17 protein-coding genes are annotated in these 17,964 nt (G+C 69.9%); 9 read left to right on the forward strand and 8 right to left on the reverse strand.

The annotated features are described in order from the left end of the window. Positions 1-18: 18 nt before the first annotated feature. The 6 genes from AC1RAA_RS00925 to AC1RAA_RS00950 all read left to right on the forward strand — a co-directional run bounded on the left by AC1RAA_RS00925 (position 19) and on the right by AC1RAA_RS00950 (position 8,165). Positions 19-1,920 carry a bifunctional sugar phosphate isomerase/epimerase/4-hydroxyphenylpyruvate dioxygenase family protein gene (locus tag AC1RAA_RS00925; RefSeq protein ID WP_492725977.1) on the forward strand — a complete coding sequence of 634 codons (1,902 nt, stop codon included), beginning with the start codon at positions 19-21 and terminating at the stop codon, positions 1,918-1,920. A gap of 49 nt (positions 1,921-1,969) precedes the next feature. Further along, positions 1,970-3,391, forward strand: coding sequence for an MFS transporter (locus tag AC1RAA_RS00930; protein WP_095744853.1), 1,422 nt, complete (start codon positions 1,970-1,972; stop codon positions 3,389-3,391). A 47-nt stretch (positions 3,392-3,438) separates the two neighbouring features. Then, the gene (locus tag AC1RAA_RS00935) at positions 3,439-4,113 is read left to right on the forward strand and encodes a DsbA family oxidoreductase (protein WP_095747556.1); all 675 of its coding nucleotides are present in this window, start codon (positions 3,439-3,441) and stop codon (positions 4,111-4,113) included. Positions 4,114-4,237: 124 nt separating this feature from the next. After that, positions 4,238-5,833, forward strand: coding sequence for a DUF1800 domain-containing protein (locus tag AC1RAA_RS00940; RefSeq protein ID WP_492725979.1), 1,596 nt, complete (start codon positions 4,238-4,240; stop codon positions 5,831-5,833). A gap of 14 nt (positions 5,834-5,847) precedes the next feature. After that, complete coding sequence (locus AC1RAA_RS00945) at positions 5,848-7,071, forward strand: DUF1501 domain-containing protein (protein ID WP_492725981.1); 1,224 nt, start codon at positions 5,848-5,850, stop codon at positions 7,069-7,071. A gap of 323 nt (positions 7,072-7,394) precedes the next feature. Next, positions 7,395-8,165, forward strand: coding sequence for a tRNA-uridine aminocarboxypropyltransferase (locus AC1RAA_RS00950; RefSeq protein WP_492725982.1), 771 nt, complete (start codon positions 7,395-7,397; stop codon positions 8,163-8,165). Here AC1RAA_RS00950 and AC1RAA_RS00955 read toward each other — a convergent pair. Both AC1RAA_RS00955 and AC1RAA_RS00960 read right to left on the reverse strand, forming a co-directional pair. Next, the gene (locus tag AC1RAA_RS00955) at positions 8,162-9,049 is read right to left on the reverse strand and encodes an amidohydrolase family protein (RefSeq protein ID WP_492725984.1); all 888 of its coding nucleotides are present in this window, start codon (positions 9,047-9,049) and stop codon (positions 8,162-8,164) included. The genes AC1RAA_RS00950 and AC1RAA_RS00955 overlap by 4 nt on opposite strands. Before the next feature lie 114 nt (positions 9,050-9,163). Continuing rightward, the gene (locus AC1RAA_RS00960) at positions 9,164-9,454 is read right to left on the reverse strand and encodes a hypothetical protein (RefSeq protein WP_062474377.1); all 291 of its coding nucleotides are present in this window, start codon (positions 9,452-9,454) and stop codon (positions 9,164-9,166) included. A gap of 155 nt (positions 9,455-9,609) precedes the next feature. Between AC1RAA_RS00960 and AC1RAA_RS00965 the strand changes: the two genes are divergently transcribed. Continuing rightward, a complete protein-coding gene (locus tag AC1RAA_RS00965) occupies positions 9,610-9,810 on the forward strand; it encodes a hypothetical protein (RefSeq protein ID WP_062474379.1) in 201 nt (66 codons plus the stop codon). 16 nt (positions 9,811-9,826) lie between these two features. Here the strand turns inward: AC1RAA_RS00965 and AC1RAA_RS00970 are convergent, their stop codons facing one another. Both AC1RAA_RS00970 and AC1RAA_RS00975 read right to left on the reverse strand, forming a co-directional pair. Further along, a complete protein-coding gene (locus AC1RAA_RS00970; RefSeq protein ID WP_492725985.1) occupies positions 9,827-10,819 on the reverse strand; it encodes a Bug family tripartite tricarboxylate transporter substrate binding protein in 993 nt (330 codons plus the stop codon). Positions 10,820-10,860: 41 nt separating this feature from the next. Continuing rightward, complete coding sequence (locus tag AC1RAA_RS00975; RefSeq protein WP_492725987.1) at positions 10,861-12,081, reverse strand: M20 aminoacylase family protein; 1,221 nt, start codon at positions 12,079-12,081, stop codon at positions 10,861-10,863. A 128-nt stretch (positions 12,082-12,209) separates the two neighbouring features. Between AC1RAA_RS00975 and AC1RAA_RS00980 the strand changes: the two genes are divergently transcribed. After that, complete coding sequence (locus AC1RAA_RS00980) at positions 12,210-13,196, forward strand: LysR family transcriptional regulator (RefSeq protein ID WP_492725989.1); 987 nt, start codon at positions 12,210-12,212, stop codon at positions 13,194-13,196. On the opposite strand, the gene AC1RAA_RS00985 is transcribed toward AC1RAA_RS00980, so the two are convergent. The 3 genes from AC1RAA_RS00985 to AC1RAA_RS00995 form a co-directional block, all read right to left on the reverse strand. Continuing rightward, positions 13,187-14,791, reverse strand: coding sequence for a phospholipase D-like domain-containing protein (locus AC1RAA_RS00985; protein ID WP_492725991.1), 1,605 nt, complete (start codon positions 14,789-14,791; stop codon positions 13,187-13,189). The two genes, AC1RAA_RS00980 and AC1RAA_RS00985, sit on opposite strands and share 10 nt — an antisense overlap. A gap of 100 nt (positions 14,792-14,891) precedes the next feature. Beyond that, positions 14,892-15,143: a cell division protein FtsQ/DivIB gene (locus AC1RAA_RS00990; RefSeq protein ID WP_070095020.1), complete on the reverse strand. Its 252-nt coding sequence runs from the start codon at positions 15,141-15,143 to the stop codon at positions 14,892-14,894. 89 nt (positions 15,144-15,232) lie between these two features. After that, on the reverse strand, positions 15,233-17,329 hold the full coding sequence (locus tag AC1RAA_RS00995; protein ID WP_492725993.1) for a S8 family serine peptidase: 2,097 nt from the start codon (positions 17,327-17,329) through the stop codon (positions 15,233-15,235). 107 nt (positions 17,330-17,436) lie between these two features. Here AC1RAA_RS00995 and AC1RAA_RS01000 point away from each other — a divergent pair, with 107 nt between their 5' ends. Then, a complete protein-coding gene (locus AC1RAA_RS01000; protein ID WP_492725995.1) occupies positions 17,437-17,706 on the forward strand; it encodes a hypothetical protein in 270 nt (89 codons plus the stop codon). 11 nt (positions 17,707-17,717) lie between these two features. Here the strand turns inward: AC1RAA_RS01000 and AC1RAA_RS01005 are convergent, their stop codons facing one another. Then, on the reverse strand, positions 17,718-17,939 hold the full coding sequence (locus AC1RAA_RS01005; protein WP_143599026.1) for a DUF7661 family protein: 222 nt from the start codon (positions 17,937-17,939) through the stop codon (positions 17,718-17,720). Positions 17,940-17,964 lie beyond the last annotated feature (25 nt).

Genomic DNA, 17,964 nt, shown 5'->3' on the forward strand with positions numbered 1-17,964 from the left:
TTTCTACAGTCCATCCCCATGCACCGCGCCATCGCCACCGTCTCGCTCAGCGGCACCCTCCGCCAGAAGCTCGAAGCCATTGCGGCCGCGGGCTTCGACGGCATCGAGCTGTTCGAAGCCGATTTCGTCAACTTCCGCGGCACCGCCGCCGAGCTGCGCCGCATCGTGGCCGACCTGGGCCTGTCGATCGACCTGTACCAGCCGTTCCGCGACTTCGAAGGCATGCCCGAAGCGCAGTTCCACCGCAGCCTGGAGCGCGCCGAACGCAAGTTCGACCTCATGGAAGCCATGGGCGCGCCGCTGGTGCTGTGCTGCTCCAACACCTCGCCGCTGTCGGTGAACGACCCGGCGCGCGCCGCCGCCCAGCTGCACGAACTGGCCGAGCGCGCCGCGCGCCGCAACCTGCGCTTGGGCTTCGAGGCGCTGGCCTGGGGCCGCCACACCTCGCGCTACGCCCAGGCCTGGGACATCGTGCAGCGCGCCGACCACCCGCACCTGGGGCTGATCCTCGACAGCTTCCACACGCTGTCGCTGAAGGACGATCCGGCGGGCATCGCCGCGATTCCGGGCGAGAAGATCTTCTTCGTGCAGATGGCCGATGCGCCGCTCTTGTCGATGGACGTGCTGCAGTGGGCGCGCCACCACCGCTCGTTCCCGGGGCAGGGCGATTTCGACGTGGTCGGCTTCTTCGAACAGGTGCTGCGCGCGGGCTACACCGGGCCGCTGTCGCTGGAGATCTTCAACGACATCTTCCGCGAGACGCCGAACCGCCGCACCGCCGTCGATGCGATGCGTTCGCTGCTGTACCTCGAAAGCGAAACGCGCGAGCGGCTCGCCAACGGGAATGCCCCCGTGCAGCCGCAGCGCGTGGAGCTGTTCAACCCGCCGTCGGCGCCGGCGCTCTCGGGGCTGTCGTTCATCGAGTTCGCGGCCGACGAGGCCTCGACCGTCACGCTCGGCGCGCTGCTCGGGCAACTGGGCTTTCGCCGCGTGGGGCGCCATCGCTCCAAGGCCGTCACGCTGTACCGCCAGGGCGGCATCCACTTCATCGTCAATGCGCAGCCCGATTCGTTTGCGCGCCAGCGTTTCGAGGCGCACGGCACCTCGGTGTGCGCGCTGGGCGTGCGCTGCGCCGACCCGCTCGCGGCCGTGGGCCGCGCCAGCGCCATGCGCTCGCAGCGCCACGACAGCCCGGTCGGGCCGAACGAGCTGCGCGTGCCGGCCATCGTGGCGCCGGGTGGCAACCTGATCCATTTCGTGCCCGAGGCGCTGGGCGCCAACGGGCTGTACGAGACCGACTTCATCCTCGAAGACGCAGGGCCGGGCGACAGCGATGCGGGCCTCACGCGCATCGACCACGTCGCCCTGGGCCTGGCGCTCGACCAGCTCGACACCTGGGTGCTGTTCACGCGCGCCGTGCTCGGCCTGGAGCCCGGCGAGAGCCTGGAGCTGGCCGACCCCTTCGGCCTGATCCGCAGCCGTGGCGTGGCCAATGCCGACCGCAGCCTGCGCCTGGTGCTGAACGTGTCGCTGAGCCAGCGCACGCGCACCGCGCGCACGCTGAGCGTGACCGGCGGCGGCGCGGTGCACCACATCGCGCTCGACTGCGACGACATCTTCGACACCGTGGCCCGGCTGCGCGCCAACGGCACGCGCTTCGTGCCGATCTCGGACAACTACTACGACGACCTGGCCACGCGCATCGACGTGGCGCCCGAGCTGCTGGCGCGCATGCGCGAAACGGGCGTGCTGTTCGACCGCTCGGCGGCCGGCGACTACCTGCACATCTACACCGAGAGTTTCGACGGCGGCCTCTTCTTCGAGGTCGCGCAGCGCGTGGGCGGCTACGACGCCTACGGCGCGCTCAACGCACCCGCGCGCATGGCGTCGCAGGCGCAGCAGCCCCAACAACAAGACTGATTTTTTCCCCTCGCATCCGACACCTTCGTCACACCACTGGAGACAACCCATGGCCCACCCATCCGCCAAAGAGCCGCAAGGCAAGCACCAGTCGAGGAAAGCCGCCGCCAGCGGCTGGATCGGCTCGGCGCTGGAGTACTACGACTTCTTCATCTACGCCACCGCCGCGGCGCTGATCTTTCCGCAGATCTTCTTTCCCAAGGGCGACCCGACCACGGCCATCATCGCGTCGCTCGCGACCTACGGCGTGGGCTATGTCGCGCGCCCCATCGGCGCCTTCGTGCTCGGCCACTGGGGCGACACGCACGGGCGCAAGCAGGTGCTGGTGCTGTGCATGTTCCTGATGGGCTTCTCGACCGTGGCCGTGGGTCTGCTGCCGACCTACGACCAGGTCGGCCTGCTGGCGCCGGCGCTGCTGGTGTTCCTGCGCCTGGTGCAGGGCTTCGCGGTGGCCGGCGAAATCTCGGGCGCGAGCTCGATGATTTTGGAGCACGCGCCGTTCGGGCGTCGCGGCTTCTTCGCGAGCTTCACCTTGCAGGGCGTGCAGGCCGGCCAGATTTTGGCGGCCGCCGTGTTCCTGCCGCTGGCGCACTACATGCCTGAAGAGTCCTTCAACTCGTGGGGCTGGCGCATTCCGTTCCTGCTGAGCTTCATCGTGATCGTGGCCGGCTACATCATCCGCCGCGAGGTCGACGAGACGCCGGCCTTCGCCGAAGTCGACCAGAAGGGCGAAGTGGCCAAGGCGCCGATCGTCCAGGCGCTGACCGACAGCTGGGGCGACATGCTGCGCGTGATCTGCATGGCGCTGATGAACGTGATTCCCGTGGTCGCCACCGTGTTCGGCGCGGCCTACGCGGTGCAGGCCGCCTACGGCATCGGCTTCCAGAAAGACGTGTACCTGTGGATTCCCGTGCTGGGCAACATCCTGGCCGTGCTGGTGATCCCGTTCGTGGGCAACCTGTCGGACCGCATCGGCCGCAAGCCGCCGATCATCGTGGGCGCACTGGCCTCGGGCCTGCTGTCGTTCGTGTACCTGTACGCCATCAGCATCAAGAACGTGCCGCTGGCCATCTGCATGTCGCTCTTGATGTGGGGCATCGTGTACCAGGGCTACAACGCGACCTTCCCGAGCTTCTACCCGGAGCTGTTCCGCACCCGCAACCGCGTGTCGGCCATGGCCATCTCGCAGAACATCGGCACCACCTTCACCGCGCTGCTGCCCGCGCTGTTCGCCGCCGTGGCGCCTCCGGGCTCGACCAACATCTGGTTCACCGTGGGTGCGATCACCTTCGCCGTGACCGTGCTGGCCGCGCTGGCCGCCATGAGCGCCCGCGAGACCTACCGCGTCCACATGCACGACCTGGGCAACCCGAACGCCGTGCCGGTCGACAAGGCCGAGTACGACCGGCTGCGCGAAGAAACGCTGGCCAGCGCCCGCACGGAGCGCGAGCGCCGCAAGGCCATGGCCTGAAGACCCCGCGCGCACAAAGGGGTTGTGGCGCCATGAAGAATGGCGCCATGACCGCCCATCTCAAGATCGATTTCGTTTCCGATGTGTCCTGCCCCTGGTGCGCCGTGGGCCTCGGCTCGCTCGAGGCCGCCCTGAAACGGGTGGCGCCGGAGGTCACGGCCGAGCTGCATTTCCAGCCCTTCGAGCTGAACCCGCAGATGCCGCCCGAAGGCCAGGACACCTTCGAGCACCTGAACCAGAAGTACGGCTCCTCGCGCGAGCAGCAGGCCCAGGCCCGCGAGGCGATCCGCCAACGCGGCGCGGCCGTCGGCTTCGAGTTCAGCGCCGGGGGCCGGCCCCGCGTGTACAACACCTTCAACGCCCACCGCCTGCTGCACTGGGCCGAACTGGAAGACCCGGTCAAGCAGGTGGCGCTCAAGAAGCTGCTGCTGAAGGCCTACTTCACCGACAGCCAGAACCCTTCGGATACCGACGTGCTGGTGCGCGCGGCGACCGAGGCGGGGCTCGACGCGGCGCGGGCCCGCGAGATCCTGGCCGGCGACGAGTTCGCGGCCGAGACCCGCGAACGCGAGCGCCTGTACACCGACGCCGGCATCCATTCGGTGCCCGCAATCATCATCAACGACCAGCACCTGATCTCCGGCGGCCAGCCGGTCGAGGTGTTCGAGCGTGCGCTGCGGCAGATTGCGGGCGCGGAGCCCAGCCGCACCGCCACGGCCTGACGATGCGGAGGGCGCAGGGCCGCGGCCCTGCCGTTTCGTCCTGAAACGAAGCTGACCTTCAGCTTTACCTGAGCGCGGGCCGAGGTCGGTCAACCGCCTACATCGCGAAGCGGTTGATCGGTTCATGATCGACCGCATGCCGTTTCCGAAGCTGCACCGTTCGCGCGCGATCGCCGTGACGCTGGCCGCCGCGCTGGCGCTCACCGCCTGCTCCACCGGCCTGCTGCGCCCCGAGGGCCCGCCGCTCACGGCGCTGGGCCATGCCGCCGACACGCCCGCCGCGCAGCTGCGCTGGCTCGACCGTGTGAGCTGGGGCGCCAACGCCGGCAGCCAGGCCGAACTGGTGCGCGACGGCCTGCCGCGCTGGATGGGCCGCCAGTTGCGCCCCGCGCCGCGCCCGCTGCCCGCGGCGGCGCAGGCGCAAATCGACGCCATGGCCATCTCGCGCACGCCGCTCGATCAGCTCGTCTTCGCGCTCGATGCCCGGCGCAAGGCCGCCGACGCCATGCCCGACGAAGAAGCGAAGAAGGCGGCACGCACGGCCTACCAGCAGGAACTCAACACCCTCGCGCGCGAGGCGCAGCAGCGCTTCCTGCTGCGCGCGCTGTATTCGCCGAACCAGCTGCAGGAGCAGATGACCTGGTTCTGGATGAACCACTTCAGCGTCAGCATCCGCAAGGACCTGGTGCGCGCGATGGTCGGCGACTACGAAGAGAACGCCATCCGCCCGCACGCGCTCGGCAAGTTCCGCGACCTGCTGGGCGCCACCGCGCGGCACCCGGCCATGCTGCGCTACCTCGACAACGCGCAGAACGCCGCCAACCGCATCAACGAGAACTACGCACGCGAGCTCATGGAGCTGCACACGCTGGGCGTGGGCGGCGGCTACACGCAGGCCGACGTGCAGGAACTGGCGCGCGTGCTGACCGGCGTGGGCGTCAGCGTGCAGCCGCCCGACGCGACGCCGCCCGCGGTGCGCCCGGCCGTGCGCGCCGACTACGTGCGCCAGGGCCTGTTCGAGTTCCACCCGAACCGGCACGACTACGGCCCGAAGACCTTCCTGGGCCAGCCCATCCAGGCGCGCGGCCTGGCCGAGACCGACGAGGCGCTCGACCGCCTGGCGCGCGCGCCGGCCACCGCGCGCTTCATCTCGCGCAAGCTCGCCGTCTACTTCGTGGCCGACGAGCCGCCGCCCGCGCTGGTCGAGCGCATGGCCGCCACCTTCACGCGCAGCGACGGCGACATTGCCGCCACCTTGCAGACGCTGTTCGAATCGCGCGAGTTCGCGGCCTCGCTGGGCCGCAAGTTCCGCGACCCCGTGCACTACGCGGTGGCGGGCGTGCGGCTGGCCTACGACGAGCGCGTGGTGCTCAACACCACGCCGATGATTGGCTGGATCAACCGCATGGGCGAGACCCTGTACGCCCACGAGACGCCCGACGGCTACCCGCTCAACGAGGCCGCCTGGGCCAGCGCGGGCCAGATGAACACCCGCTTCGAGATTGCGCGCGCCATCGGCACGGGCGGCGCCGTGCTGTTCCGCACCGACGACAAGGCGCCGCTCGAGAAGCCGCCGTTTCCGCCGCTGGCCGAATCGCGCGCCGTGCATGCGCTGCAGCCCGGCCTGAGCGCCGACACGCAGCAGGCGCTCGCGCAGGCGAAGAACCCGCCGGAGTGGAACACCTTCCTGCTCGCATCGCCCGAGCTGATGCGGCGCTGAAAAGAGGGACCGTCATGCAACGTCGACACCTGCTGCAACTCATGGCCGCCACGCCGCTGGCCGGTGCCGCCGCGCGCGTGGTTGCCGCGCCCGCGGCCGAGGGCACCAAGCTGCTCGTCGTGTTCCTGCGCGGCGCCTACGACAGCACCAGCCTGCTGGTGCCCACCGCGAACAGCGACTTCTATTACGCCTCGCGGCCCAACATCGCCATCCCCCGGCCCGGCACGCCCGACGGCGCGTTGCCGCTCGATGGCGGCGACTGGGGCCTGCACCCCGCGCTCGCGCAGAGCGTGCTGCCGCTGTACCAGCGCAAGCAGGCGGCCTTCATCGCCTTCGCCGGCACCGACGACCTCACGCGCAGCCACTTCGAGACGCAGGACGCCATCGAGCTCGGTGTGGCGCCCGACAACGCGCGGCGCGACTACCGCTCGGGCTTTCTCAACCGGCTGGCCGGCGTGCTCGGCGCCGGGCCGCTGGCCGACGTGTCACCCATCGCCTTCACCGACCAGCTGCCCATCGTGCTGCGCGGGGACGACGCCAAGGCCGCCAACATGGCGCTCGCGGGCGTGGCGCGGCAGGCCCTCGATGCGCGGCAGAGCCAGATCATTGCGTCGATGTACCGCAACACCGCGCTCGCGCAGCCCGTGGCCGAGGGCTTCCAGGTGCGCGACGAGGTGGTGCGCGCCATGCAGGCCGAGATGGACGCCGCCAGCCGCAACGCCATGAGCCCCAAGGGCTTCGAGCAGGTCGCGCGCCGCATGGCGCTCTTGATGCGCGAGCGCTTCGACATCGGTTTTGTCGACGTCGGCGGCTGGGACACGCACGTGGGGCAGGGCGCGGCCAAGGGCTACCTGGCCAACCGCTTCGAAGAACTGGGCCGCGGCGTGGCCGGCTTCGCGCAGGAGATGGGCGAGTCCGCCTGGCGCCAGACCGTGGTGGTCGTCGTCAGCGAGTTCGGCCGCACCTTCCGCGAGAACGGCAACCGCGGCACCGACCACGGGCACGGCACCGTGTACTGGGTGCTCGGCGGCGGCTTGGCCGCGCAGGCGGGCGGGCGCGTCGTGGGCGAGCAGCAGCCGCTGACGCAGGCCACGCTGTTCCAGAACCGCGACCACGCGGTGCTCAACGAGTACCGGGCGGTGCTGGGCGGGTTGTTCCAGCGGATGTACGGGCTGTCGACGGCGCAGGTGGCGCGGGTGTTCGGCGGTGCGGCGGTGAAGGACCTGCGGCTGGTCTAGGGCCTGTTCACAATATTTCTGGCGTCGCGAAGGTCTGCCACGGCGGGCCAATCAAGGCGCGTGACGCCGCGTGTGCATGCGCACACGCAAGGAGCGCAACGCCGAGTGGCCCGCCGTGGCAGACCTTCCCTTCGGGTTGGCTGGCAAAGGGGCCGTCTGCGGCGTTGCCCGCGCTTGCAAGGCTTCAGCCTTGCTGCGCACGGGCGCCTTGCAGCCAGCCCCTTTGCCAGCCAACGCGACGCTAGAAATAGTGTGAACAGGCCCTAGCGATCCGGCGCATGCCGCCGCACGGCGCTGGCGGCCACGCCACCGAGAATCGGCGCATGCCTCACGCCGTCTCCCTCCTTCGCGCCGCGCGCCTGGCGCGCAGCGCCAAGCCTTTTCTTGCCCGTGGCGGTTTCAAGCGCGAGCGCTGTGCGGGCTGCCGCCTGGTGCCCAGCCACTGCATGTGCGCCGTGCGCCCTCCGGTGGCCACGCGCGCGGGGGTGTGCCTGCTCATGGCCGACATCGAGCCGCTCAAGCCCACCAACACCGGGTGGCTGGTCGCCGACGTGGTGCCCGACACCTTCGCCTTCGGCTGGGCCCGCACCGAGACCGATCCCGCGCTGCTGGCGCTGCTGGGCGACCCGCAATGGCAGCCCTATGTGGTGTTCCCGGGGCAGTACGCGGCGCCCGAGCGCGTGGTGCTGGGCGTTCCTTCGTCGCCTGATGCGGCCGGTGGCGGTGTCGCGAAGCGTCCGCTCTTCATCCTGTTCGATGCGACCTGGGCCGAGGCGCGCAAGATGTTTCGCCGCAGCCCCTACCTCGACCCGCTGCCGGTGCTGAGCCTGCAGCCGGCGCAGATCACGCAGTACAAGCTGCGCAACTCCGGCCGCAGCGACCACTTCTGCACCAGCGAAGTGGCGGCGATGTGCATGGACCTGGCCGGCGAGCAGGCCGCGCAGCAGACGCTGGACGCCTACCTGGGCGTGTTCACGCACCACTACCTGTGCGCGAAGAACCAGCAGCCGGTCGCATGGGACGGCGCCGCGCACCAGCGGTTGCGCGAGGTGGCCGCGCGGCGCGATCAGGTCGCCTCAGACGGTCGGTCTTAGCGCAGGTCGAACAGCGCCGCCGCGTTGCCCCAGGCGATGCGCTGCGCCACGGCGGGCGGCAGGTCGCCCAGCCAGGTGCGGTAGCCGCGCATGATCTCGTCGTAGGCGCTCCAGCGCTGGTTGACCCAGGTGTCGGAGCCGACCATGAAGCGGTCGGGGTGCTTGAGGATCAGCGCGCGCCACTCGGGGCACAGACGCCCGCCCTCGCAGGTCAGGCCGGGGCGGTACGAGAGTTCGCCCATCAGCAGCGGGTAGCGCTCCAGCATGGCCTGCACGCGCTCGACCGGCGTGCCGCCGATGCCGGTATGGGCCCAGATGAGGCGCAGCGCACGGCCCTTCGACGGCGCGTTCGCCATCAGCAGGTCGACGGCCACGTCGTCCACGTGCGCGAGCACCGCGAGCTTTTTCTCTTCGGCCAGCGCGATCAGCTTCTTCGCCACGGGGCCGTTGGCGTTGGCGCTCTCGTACAGGTGGAATTCGCCGAGCCCGCGGTAGGGGCCGCTGGCGGTGCCGCGCGCCAGTTCGGCCAGCACCATCTCGTGAATGCTTTCGTCGCGGAACCAGTTGTTGTAGTCGTCGCGGTTGCGGTACAGGCGCACGAAGGGCACCACGGTGACGCCGGCGGCGCGGGTTTCGCGCGCGGCGGCGAGGGTCTGCGTGCCGGCATTGGGCCGCGAGTTGGCGATGATGGCCTTCACCTGGTTGCGCTGCATGCGCGCGAGCGCCTCGGTGGGCGGGAAGGGGCCGGTATTGCCGTCCCAGGCTTCCTGGTTGTAGTGCAGATGGGTGTCGAACAGCGGGCCGTCGTAAGGCGCGGCGGTTTGCCCGTGGGCTTGGGACAGGGCCAGGGCCGCGCAGGCGGCGAAGCGGGCAATGAAGCGCATGGGGTTCTCGCGGTGAGGGCCGGGGAGCCGGATTACATCACCACAGACCACCGCATCGGCGCAGCCGCGCCCTTGTCGCCGGGCGCGACCTCGAGGCGATCGCGCGGGCCGGCGTCAGCTGCCGGCCGGATGCGTCGTCGCCTTGCGGCTGCCATCCAGCGAGTACAGCTGCGGGCGGTCTTCCACCGCGACCGCCACTGCCTCGGTGCCGTGCTCCGCGGCGCGCGGTTGCCGGTACAGCTCGTTCTCGAGCCGCCGGGCACGTTCCGCGTACATGCGGGCGAGGGCGCTGTGATGCTCTGCGGCAGCCTGGTGTTCGATGCGTGCCATCTGCGCCTCTTCGAGCAGTGCCGAGGCACGTTTCAAATAGGCTGTGTGGGTGGGCCGAAACAAGAAGTCGAACATGGTTTCACACTCCTTTCCGCTGCAACAACGGTGCAATCATTGTGAACGAATGGCCTCAAAACGCCATCGGTTCCTGTGGCTGCGACGCATCGAAGAAGCGTTCTGTTTCACTTGAGTCAGACAGAATCGGTGGCAGAGAGAGGGTTCGATCACCGATGAGCAATGAGGTTCGTTTTTGTCTGGAATACCGGCTTGCCGAAGGCGGGCCCGCGCATGCCGTGCAGACCGCGTGGATGGTCGATTCGCCGGCCACGCGTGCGCAGATCGAGGAAATGATTGTCAACGCGCGCGCGATGAATGCCGCGCAGGCGAAGTGGTGGGTGGAGGAGCGGCAGGGCGGTGACGCCCCGCGCTGAAACGGGCCGGCGGGCCTCAGTCGCGCATGTTCGCGAACTTCACCAGCGTTGCGTACTTGGCAGTGTCCTCGCGCATGATCTGCCCGAGGTCCTCCTTGCCCGTTGCGGGAATGGAGCCGCCTTCTTCCAGCCGCCGGCGGATCGCCGGGTCGGCCAGGCCGGCCTGCAGCGCCGCGCGCAGGCTCTGCACGATGGGCGCGGGCAGGTCCTTCGGGCCCGCGAGCGCGAACCAGCCGCTCAGCTCATAGCCCTTCAGCTGCGGATGCTCGCCGAGCGCCGGCACCTGCGGCAGGCCGGGAAAGCGCTTGGCCGACGAGACACCCAGCGGCACGATCCGCCCGCCCTGCAGGAAGGGCGCCGCGGCGGTGGGCGACACGATCGCGAAGTCGAGCGTGCCGCCGACCAGGTCGCTCGTGAGCGGCGCGGTGCCGCGGTAGGGAATGTGCGTGAGGAACAGGCCCGCGCGCTGCTTGATCTGCTCGCCCACGAAGTGCAGCGTCGAGCCCACGCCCGAGCTGCCGTAGCTGTACTTGCCGGGGTTGCGCTTGGCCAGCGCGATGAACTCGTCGAGGTTCTTCACGCCCACCTTCGGACTCGCCACCAGCAGCACGGGCGCGACGGCGAGCAGGCTGACGGGGGTCAGGTCTTTCACCGGGTCGTAGCGCTGCGCCGGGTTCACGAGCACCGTGGCCGCCATCTCGTTGCTGGAGCCGGCCAGCAGCGTGTAGCCGTCGGCCGGGCTGCTCACCGCGCGCTGCGCGGCGACCACGCCGGCGGCGCCGGTCACGTTCTCGACCACCACCGTCGCGCCGAGCTTGGCCGAAAGAATGTCCGCCGCCACGCGCGCGGCCATGTCGACCGAGCCGCCCGGCGCGTAGCCGACCAGCAGCTTGATGGGCTTGGCGGGGTAGGTACCCTGTGCGAACGCGGGGGCGGCGGCACAGAAGGCGGCGGCGCCGAGCGCGCTCAGTGCCACGCGGCGCGAAACGGAAGAAGGAAGACGGGTCATCGCGGTTCCAGTACGAAAGAGTGGGAAAGGAGAAGGCCCGCTCAGGCCTGCGCGGCGAGGAAGCGGCGCACCAGCTGCACCCAGTAGCTGGCCGCGATCGGCAGGATCGCGTCGTTGAAGTCGTAGCCGGGGTTGTGGACCATGCAGCCGCCGGTGCGGTGGTGCTCGCCTTCGCCGTTGCCCACGATCAGGTAGCTGCCGGGGCAGCGCTCCAGCATGAAGGAGAAGTCCTCGCTGCCCGTGAGCGGCGCCAGCGGCGGCAGCAGGCCGTCGTCGCCCAGCCAGTCGTGTGCGACCTGCCGTGCGAAGCGCGTGGACTCTTCGTCGTTCACCAGCGCGGGGTAGCGCCAGTGGTAGTCCACCTCGGCCTTCACGCCGAGCGTGGTGGCCTGCGCCTGCGCCAGTTCGGTGATGCGCTCGCGCAGCATGGCGCGGATCTCGGGGCGGTAGGCGCGCACCGTGAGGCGCATCTGCACGCTGTCGGCAATCACGTTGGGCGCGTCGCCGCCGTGGATCGCGCCCACCGACACCACCGCCATCTCGCGCGGGTCGACGTTGCGCGACACGATGGTCTGCAGCGCCACGACGATGTGCGCCGCCGCCACCACCGGGTCGGCCGACAGGTGCGGCGCCGAGCCGTGTCCGCCGCGCCCCGTCACCGTGATCGTGACCGAGTCGGACGAGGCCATGAACGAGCCTTCCTTGAAGCCAAATTTGCCGGCCGGAAAGCCGGGCATGTTGTGCAGCGCGAAGATGGCGTCGCAGGGAAAGCGCTCGAACAGGCCTTCTTCCACCATGCGGCGCCCGCCGCCCAGGCCTTCCTCGGCCGGCTGGAAGATCAGGTGCAGCGTGCCGTCGAAGTTGCGCTCCTGCGCGATGACGCGCGCGGCGGCCAGCAGGATGCTGGTGTGGCCGTCGTGGCCGCAGGCGTGCATCTTGCCGGGCACCTGGCTGGCGTAGGGCAGGCCGGTGGCTTCCTGGATCGGCAGTGCGTCCATGTCGGCGCGCAGGCCCAGGCGCCGCGTGCCCGTGCCGCATGTCAGCGTGCCCACCACGCCGGTGCCGGCCAGGCCGCGGTGCACTTCGTAGCCCCACTCGGCCAGGCGCGTGGCCACCAGCTCGCTGGTGACATGCTCTTCGTAGGCCAGTTCGGGGTGGGCGTGGATGCGGTGGCGCAGGCCGACCATCTCGGGCGCGACCTCGCGCACGGCGGGCAGCACGCTCTCGAGGGCGGCGGCGTTGTCGACGGTGTAGGTCGTCATGGGGGAATCTGTCTCCTTGCTGTCTTGCGGCGAGTCTAGGAATTCGCTGCCCGCCGGGGCAGACAGGCGCCGCCATGCGGAGGTGGGCGGCGCCTGTCGCTGCGGACGGCTGCGGATAATCGGCCGCCATGAAGCTGCACCAGCTCCGCTATCTCGCCGCCGTCGCCTCCGAAGGCAGCATCCGCGCCGCCGCGCGGGCACTGGGCGTCACCCAGGCCACGGTCACGCAGGGCCTGCGCGAACTCGAGGCGCATGCGCAGGTGGCGCTGTTCACGCGCCACGGCGGCGGCATCGCCTTCACGCCGGCCGGGCTGGAGCTGCTGGAGCATGCGCAGCGCGTGCTGGCCCAGTTGCGCCAGGCCGAAGACACGCTCTCACGCCACCGCGACACCGGCGCGCAGCAGCGCCTGACCGTGGCCATCACGCCCTGGATCACGCAGACCCTGCTGCCGCGCGTGGTGTCGCTGTTCCGCGAAGAGCTGCCGCACGTGCAGCTCGAGATGTTCGACGGTCTGTCGGCGCTCAGCTACCCGCGGCTGCGCGAAGGCAGCCTCGACCTGCTGATCGGCCGCATCGGCCCCGACGAGGCCATGCAGGGGCTGCAGGCGCAGCCGCTGTTCCGCTACGACATGACGGTGGTGGCGCGCCGCGGCCATCCGAGGGCCGGCGCGCAGTCGATGGCCGAGCTGCTGCAGGACGACTGGGTGCTCAACTTCACGCCGGGCGAGGGCGCGAGTTTTCTGGACAACCTGTTCCGCCAGCACGGCCTGGCCGCGCCGGTGCAGCGCATCCAGCTGGCGCATTCACCGTCGATGATGCTGGGCCTCGTGCGCAAGACCGACATGCTCACCTTCTGCCCCTGGCCGCTGGTGGAAACCGAGAGCCTGCGCCATGCGCTCGTGACCTTGCAGCTGCGCGAGCGCTTCCACAGCAACGTGGTGGGCATCGTGCGCCGCGCGCAGGAAGCGCCGTCGCATGCGGCGGCGCGCTTCATCGCGCACTTCCTGGCGCAGCTGCCGGCGTGGCAGGCCTCGGACGATCCGGAGCTGCGGCGGGTGCTGCACTCGGTGGATTTCATCGAGGCGGCACCGGACGCCCCGTTGCCTCACCCGTGATAGTCGCTCCACGACATGCGCACCATGCCCGGCGGCGTAGGCGCGCCGGCTGAGGCCAGCGTCACCGGCGGATCGTCGTCCACGCGGCTTTTGGCGCGTGAATCCCAGTCGTCGAGAAAGACCTGCTGGTAGTACTGCGCCACCTCTTCGTTGTGGATGATCAGCCCTGCGTCGCGGTTGCGCAGCACGCCGTCACCCGACCAGTTGGTGCTGCTCACCAGCACCGCCTGGCCGTCCACGATGATGCCCTTGTTGTGGATGCTGCCCTGGACGCGGAAGACGTCCTGGTTGCAGCCCGCCTCGACCAGCTTGCGGATGTTGTCGGCCGCGCTGGTGCTGCCCAGGATGATGCGCAGGTCGAGGTCCGGCTCGGTGCTGCGCTGTGCGAGCTTGCGCAGCAGCGCGCGAAAGTCGGCGTCCTTGTTGGCATCGCTCCAGGTGATGTACGCGAACTGCAGGTACAGCGAGGTCTGCGCGCTGTCGATGAGCGCGTTGATGTGCGGCAGGTAGTTGTCCGGCGTGAGCACGGGCTGGACTTTCACCGTGGTCTTCACCGCCGGCAGCCGCGCGGGTTCGACCGGCACGACGGGGCCTGCGAAAGCCACGGCCTGTTCCAGCAAGTGGTCGAGCGGCACGAACACATCGGGCAACGTGAGCTTGGGCGCCACGTCCAGCGCCGCGTCGGCCGCGCCGTCGGCTTCTTCCTTCTCGGAGGCCTTGAGGTCGTGCAGGATGTACTTCTCGAACACTTTCGAGAGCACGGCGTCGTTGCAGATCACGTGCCACTCGCGGTTGCCCTTGCTGAACATTCCCTTGGCCTGCGCGGGCGTGGCCACGGGGTCGATGTCGGGCTGGCTGCGCTTGCTCCAGTTGCCGCTGGAGAGCCAGAAGGCCTTGCCGTCGCGCACCGCCACTTTCTCGTGGTATGCGCTGGCGAAGCGGCGGCCCTTGCCGCACTGCACGAGCCAGGCCCTGAAGTCGGCCTCCTGCTGCAGCTTGCGCAGCTTCTTGCGGATGACCTGTTCTTCTTTCGTCATGCCGTCGTCCCAGCTCAGCGCCGCCGCGATGCCGCCGTCGCGCACGAGGTCGATGAAGACCTGGGCGACGTGGTCGGCGTTGAAGTCGTACATCGCCACCGACAGCGAGCGCGTGGTGCCTTCGAGAAAGGGCCTCAGCACCGGCCACCCCGCATCGGGGCCGACGTGGCACAGGAAGGGCTGCTTCACGTTGTAGACCTTGTCGATGGGCTGGCCCGCAGGCGGCTTGTAGACGAGGCCGACGGCGGCTTCGGCGAGCGCGTTCACCGTGTCCTCGAAGTCCGCACTGGCGGCCAGCTGCCGCGCCGGGTCGGCCTGCATCACGCAGACGCGGTACGGGCCGAGCTGCCGGGGCACGCGCTCGGCCACGGGAACCTCCGACAACGGGCGCTTGCGGTCGACCAGCACGATCACGGCGGGCTCGCGCAGGAACCGGCCATCGACCAGCGGAAAGCCCGGCTCCGCCGCCACGTAGCCGGGCAGGGCGGCCAGCTGCGCCTGGTGGGTGGCGATCACCGACCGGACCGCCGCGCGCGCGGCATCGTCGAGCACTTTCATGGGTGTTCCTTGGGAGGGGTTGTGGGGCACGCGTGTGCGGGCGCCTGCCGGCATGGCATGCGCGAAGGCAGCGACCCGGGTGGGTCGCTTGTCAGGGGAATCAGGAGATGTTGGGCAGCCGGCGCGACAGCTCGACCGACTCGACGGCCGGGTCGGCTTCGAGCTGCTGGAGCTTGTCGAGCGGAATCTCGGCAGAGAACAGGCCCGGCGAGATGTCGGCGCGCGCGGCGATGTAGTCCGGGCGCTCGGCGCCCTCGCACAGCTTGACCAGCACGACGACGCGCTCGCCCGACACCGGCGCGGGGGCGGCCGAAAAGTCGAGCTTCTTGAGCGAGCGCAAATCGATGGGCATGAGAGGGCAGATGGGGGCGGGAACACAGATTACACCCCCCGCTCGGGTTCGGCACAACCGCACCGGGCGTGGGGGTCATGGCTGGATCGTCAGATCGCGCCGCTGCCGGCGCGGCCGTCGCCGCGCTGCGGGTCCCCGCCGGCCGGCCCGGCGCCGGGCTTGACGCCCGCCTTCAGCCTGGCGCGGATGTCGGCGATGGTCAGCTTCTTTCCCGCTTTGTGGGCCTTGGCCAGCATCAGCGCGACCAGCCCCGTCACCGCCGGTGCCGCCATGCTGGTGCCCGACTTCTTCACCATGCCGTCCTTCGTGCGCGACTGCGCGGCCTTCACCTGCACGCCGGGGGCGCTGACCTCGGGCTTGGGCCGGCCGTCGCGCGTCGGGCCCGCGCTCGAGAAGCTGGCGGCGGGCTCGCCCGTCTTGCGCGCGTCGTAGGCGCCGACCACGATCGACAGCTTGCCCGTCGACAGCGAGCCCAGCAGGTGCGACTTCACCGGCTGGCCGAAGTACGATTGGCCGCTGTCCAGGCGCTCGATCCAGGCGTGGAACGGCACGTCGTCGGCGGCCAGGGCGTGCAGCCGCACCTTGAACTCGCCGTCGGGCCAGTTGGGTGCGAGCCAGATGCCGATCACGTTGTCCTTGTTGTTCGGGTCGGTGATGCGGCTGCTGAGGAACGCGGCGATCTCGCCGTTGCCCGCGCCGAGCGGAAAGTTTTCTCCCGGTGCGACGCTGGCCAACACCTCGCCGTCGGGGCCCAGCAGCTCGGCGCGCAGGCGCTGGCCGCCGCCGTACCAGAGCTCGAACTCGCCGCCCTTGCCGTTGACCAGGGTCCACGACACGTCGAGGTGCCCGTTGCCGGGCACCGTGCCCGCCGTGTGCGTGTTGTCTTCCTGCGAGTTGCCGGCCGCCAGCACGATCGCGCGGTTGGGCTTTTGCGACACGAGCGCATCGAAGCCCTGCTCGACCAGCGAGGTGCCGTCGTGCGGGCCGCCGTTGGTGCCCAGGCTCAGGTTGACGACGCAGGGCCTGTCGCCGGCGCGGTCGAAGATGAACTTCACCGCCTCGAGCATCTGCACCGAATCGCCGAAGGAGCTGAACACGGCGTTGTGGCCGGTCCAGGCGATGTCGCGGGCCGACATCTCGACGAAGATCAGGTCGGCCTTCGGCGCCACGCCGGGTTGCAGCGACCCCCGGCCGTTGCCGCCGGCAATGTCCATCACATGCGTGCCGTGCGAACCCGGGCTGCCCGGCATGCCCGCGCCGGGGTCGTAGCCCAGCGCCTTGTACGGATCGGCCTTCTTCAGCGCCTTGTCGATGTCCGCCGCCTCGAAGAGCCGGCCGTAGCCGTAGGGGCTGTTCGCCTTGGCCGGCGCGCCTTGCTGCCACAGCGCCAGCAGGCGCGTCTTGCCGTTGGCCTTCAGGAAGTTCTGGTGCGCGAAGTCGCCGCCCGAATCGACCACGCCGATCACCACGCCGGCGCCGCCCGCCGTGCCGGCGAGCGCGGGGTTGTCGGCCTGCACGCCCATCGATGCGATGGTGTTGTTCAGCGCCGGCAGCACGGGTTGCGAGGCCTTCATGCTGAGCACGGCCGGATGCTGGCGAATGACTTCTGCCTTGCCCAGCGGAATGCGGCCCGTGACGAGCACCGTGCCGTCGTCGGCGGTGCCGATGTCGGAACCCGCATCGACGTCGGGAATGTCGGCCCACTCGGCATGGCTGGTCACGCGCGCCACCACCGGCACCGAGTCGCCGTCGGCCGACGAGATCGGCATGCTCTGCTTGCCCGCGCGGCGGTTCATCACCGCCAGCTGCAGGCGTGGGTCCATCGAGGTCTCCACGTCCATCGGTAGGCGCTGCAATTGCGCGAGCCCGAAGGTCGACACCGGCGAGAGCCGCGTGCACAGCGCGTCGGCCGTGCCGGCGAGTGCGGCGGTGAGGGCAGGGGAGGCCTCGCCCGGCAGGTGGCCCGCGGCGGGCGCATCGGCATGGGCCGACTGCGCCACCATCGCGGCGGCCATCTCGGGCGGGAGATCGACCCAGCTGTTGAGCAGCTTGATCTGCCCGGTCACGTGGAGCCGCACGCTGCCGGACGACAGCGCCGGCGTCAGCACCCCGTGCGGCATCTTGGGGACTTTCGTATCAGCGGGCGAGGGCTTCTTCGCGGCGACGCGCTTCTTGGCTGGGGCCATCGGTCGGATCTCCTTGCGCAGGGGGACGGGTGGGTACCGCGAGGTGTAGCAGATTGCCGTGTCATCTGTCACCCCGGCTTGGGCAAGGAGGCGGTCAGAATCGCAGCATGAAAGTGGTGTTCAAGCTTCTGTTCGCGTACCTGGTGGCGAGCCTGCTGTCGACGGGCCTTGCGCTGGTTCTCTTTCCGCTGCACGCGCATGTGCCTGCGGTGGTGGTGCTGCTCGCGTTTCCGCTGGTGCCGTGGACCTTGCTTGGCAACCTCGTGAGCGAGGGCTTCAGGGCCCGGGAGGTGGGGCCGTTGCTGGTGTTCGTGCTGGCGTTTGGCGGCGTGGCCTGGCTGGCGTTTCGGTCGTCATCGAAGGCCGCGCAGCGATAGCCGCGCCGGGCTCACTTCGCCCCGATCTCGAAGACATCGCCGTTCGTCGGCGTCGCGTTCTCGTGGTAGATGTCGTAGAGGTACTGCGCGAGGTCGGCCGGCGCCACGTCCGGTGGAATCGCGAGCTGGGCGAGGCCCAGTTTTCCGTCGGCACCGACCCAGTGGCTGCGCCAGCGGGCATCGGTCATTTCGACGCGCAGGGTGCGGCCGAACACATTGAAGAGGTGGCGCATCGTCGGGGCTCCGGGCATGCACGAA

It is taken from the genome of Variovorax sp. GW823-FHT04F07, assembly GCF_058795995.1.

What these genes read in the sequence shown, in the direction of transcription:
- AC1RAA_RS00925 (WP_492725977.1), top strand. Translation starts at nt 19, where the DNA reads ATGCACCGCGCCATCGCCACCGTCTCGCTCAGCGGCACCCTCCGCCAG.
- AC1RAA_RS00930 (WP_095744853.1), top strand. Translation starts at nt 1,970, where the DNA reads ATGGCCCACCCATCCGCCAAAGAGCCGCAAGGCAAGCACCAGTCGAGG.
- AC1RAA_RS00935 (WP_095747556.1), top strand. Translation starts at nt 3,439, where the DNA reads ATGACCGCCCATCTCAAGATCGATTTCGTTTCCGATGTGTCCTGCCCC.
- AC1RAA_RS00940 (WP_492725979.1), top strand. Translation starts at nt 4,238, where the DNA reads ATGATCGACCGCATGCCGTTTCCGAAGCTGCACCGTTCGCGCGCGATC.
- AC1RAA_RS00945 (WP_492725981.1), top strand. Translation starts at nt 5,848, where the DNA reads ATGCAACGTCGACACCTGCTGCAACTCATGGCCGCCACGCCGCTGGCC.
- AC1RAA_RS00950 (WP_492725982.1), top strand. Translation starts at nt 7,395, where the DNA reads ATGCCTCACGCCGTCTCCCTCCTTCGCGCCGCGCGCCTGGCGCGCAGC.
- AC1RAA_RS00955 (WP_492725984.1), bottom strand. Translation starts at nt 9,049, where the DNA reads ATGCGCTTCATTGCCCGCTTCGCCGCCTGCGCGGCCCTGGCCCTGTCC.
- AC1RAA_RS00960 (WP_062474377.1), bottom strand. Translation starts at nt 9,454, where the DNA reads ATGTTCGACTTCTTGTTTCGGCCCACCCACACAGCCTATTTGAAACGT.
- AC1RAA_RS00965 (WP_062474379.1), top strand. Translation starts at nt 9,610, where the DNA reads ATGAGCAATGAGGTTCGTTTTTGTCTGGAATACCGGCTTGCCGAAGGC.
- AC1RAA_RS00970 (WP_492725985.1), bottom strand. Translation starts at nt 10,819, where the DNA reads ATGACCCGTCTTCCTTCTTCCGTTTCGCGCCGCGTGGCACTGAGCGCG.
- AC1RAA_RS00975 (WP_492725987.1), bottom strand. Translation starts at nt 12,081, where the DNA reads ATGACGACCTACACCGTCGACAACGCCGCCGCCCTCGAGAGCGTGCTG.
- AC1RAA_RS00980 (WP_492725989.1), top strand. Translation starts at nt 12,210, where the DNA reads ATGAAGCTGCACCAGCTCCGCTATCTCGCCGCCGTCGCCTCCGAAGGC.
- AC1RAA_RS00985 (WP_492725991.1), bottom strand. Translation starts at nt 14,791, where the DNA reads ATGAAAGTGCTCGACGATGCCGCGCGCGCGGCGGTCCGGTCGGTGATC.
- AC1RAA_RS00990 (WP_070095020.1), bottom strand. Translation starts at nt 15,143, where the DNA reads ATGCCCATCGATTTGCGCTCGCTCAAGAAGCTCGACTTTTCGGCCGCC.
- AC1RAA_RS00995 (WP_492725993.1), bottom strand. Translation starts at nt 17,329, where the DNA reads ATGGCCCCAGCCAAGAAGCGCGTCGCCGCGAAGAAGCCCTCGCCCGCT.
- AC1RAA_RS01000 (WP_492725995.1), top strand. Translation starts at nt 17,437, where the DNA reads ATGAAAGTGGTGTTCAAGCTTCTGTTCGCGTACCTGGTGGCGAGCCTG.
- AC1RAA_RS01005 (WP_143599026.1), bottom strand. Translation starts at nt 17,939, where the DNA reads ATGCGCCACCTCTTCAATGTGTTCGGCCGCACCCTGCGCGTCGAAATG.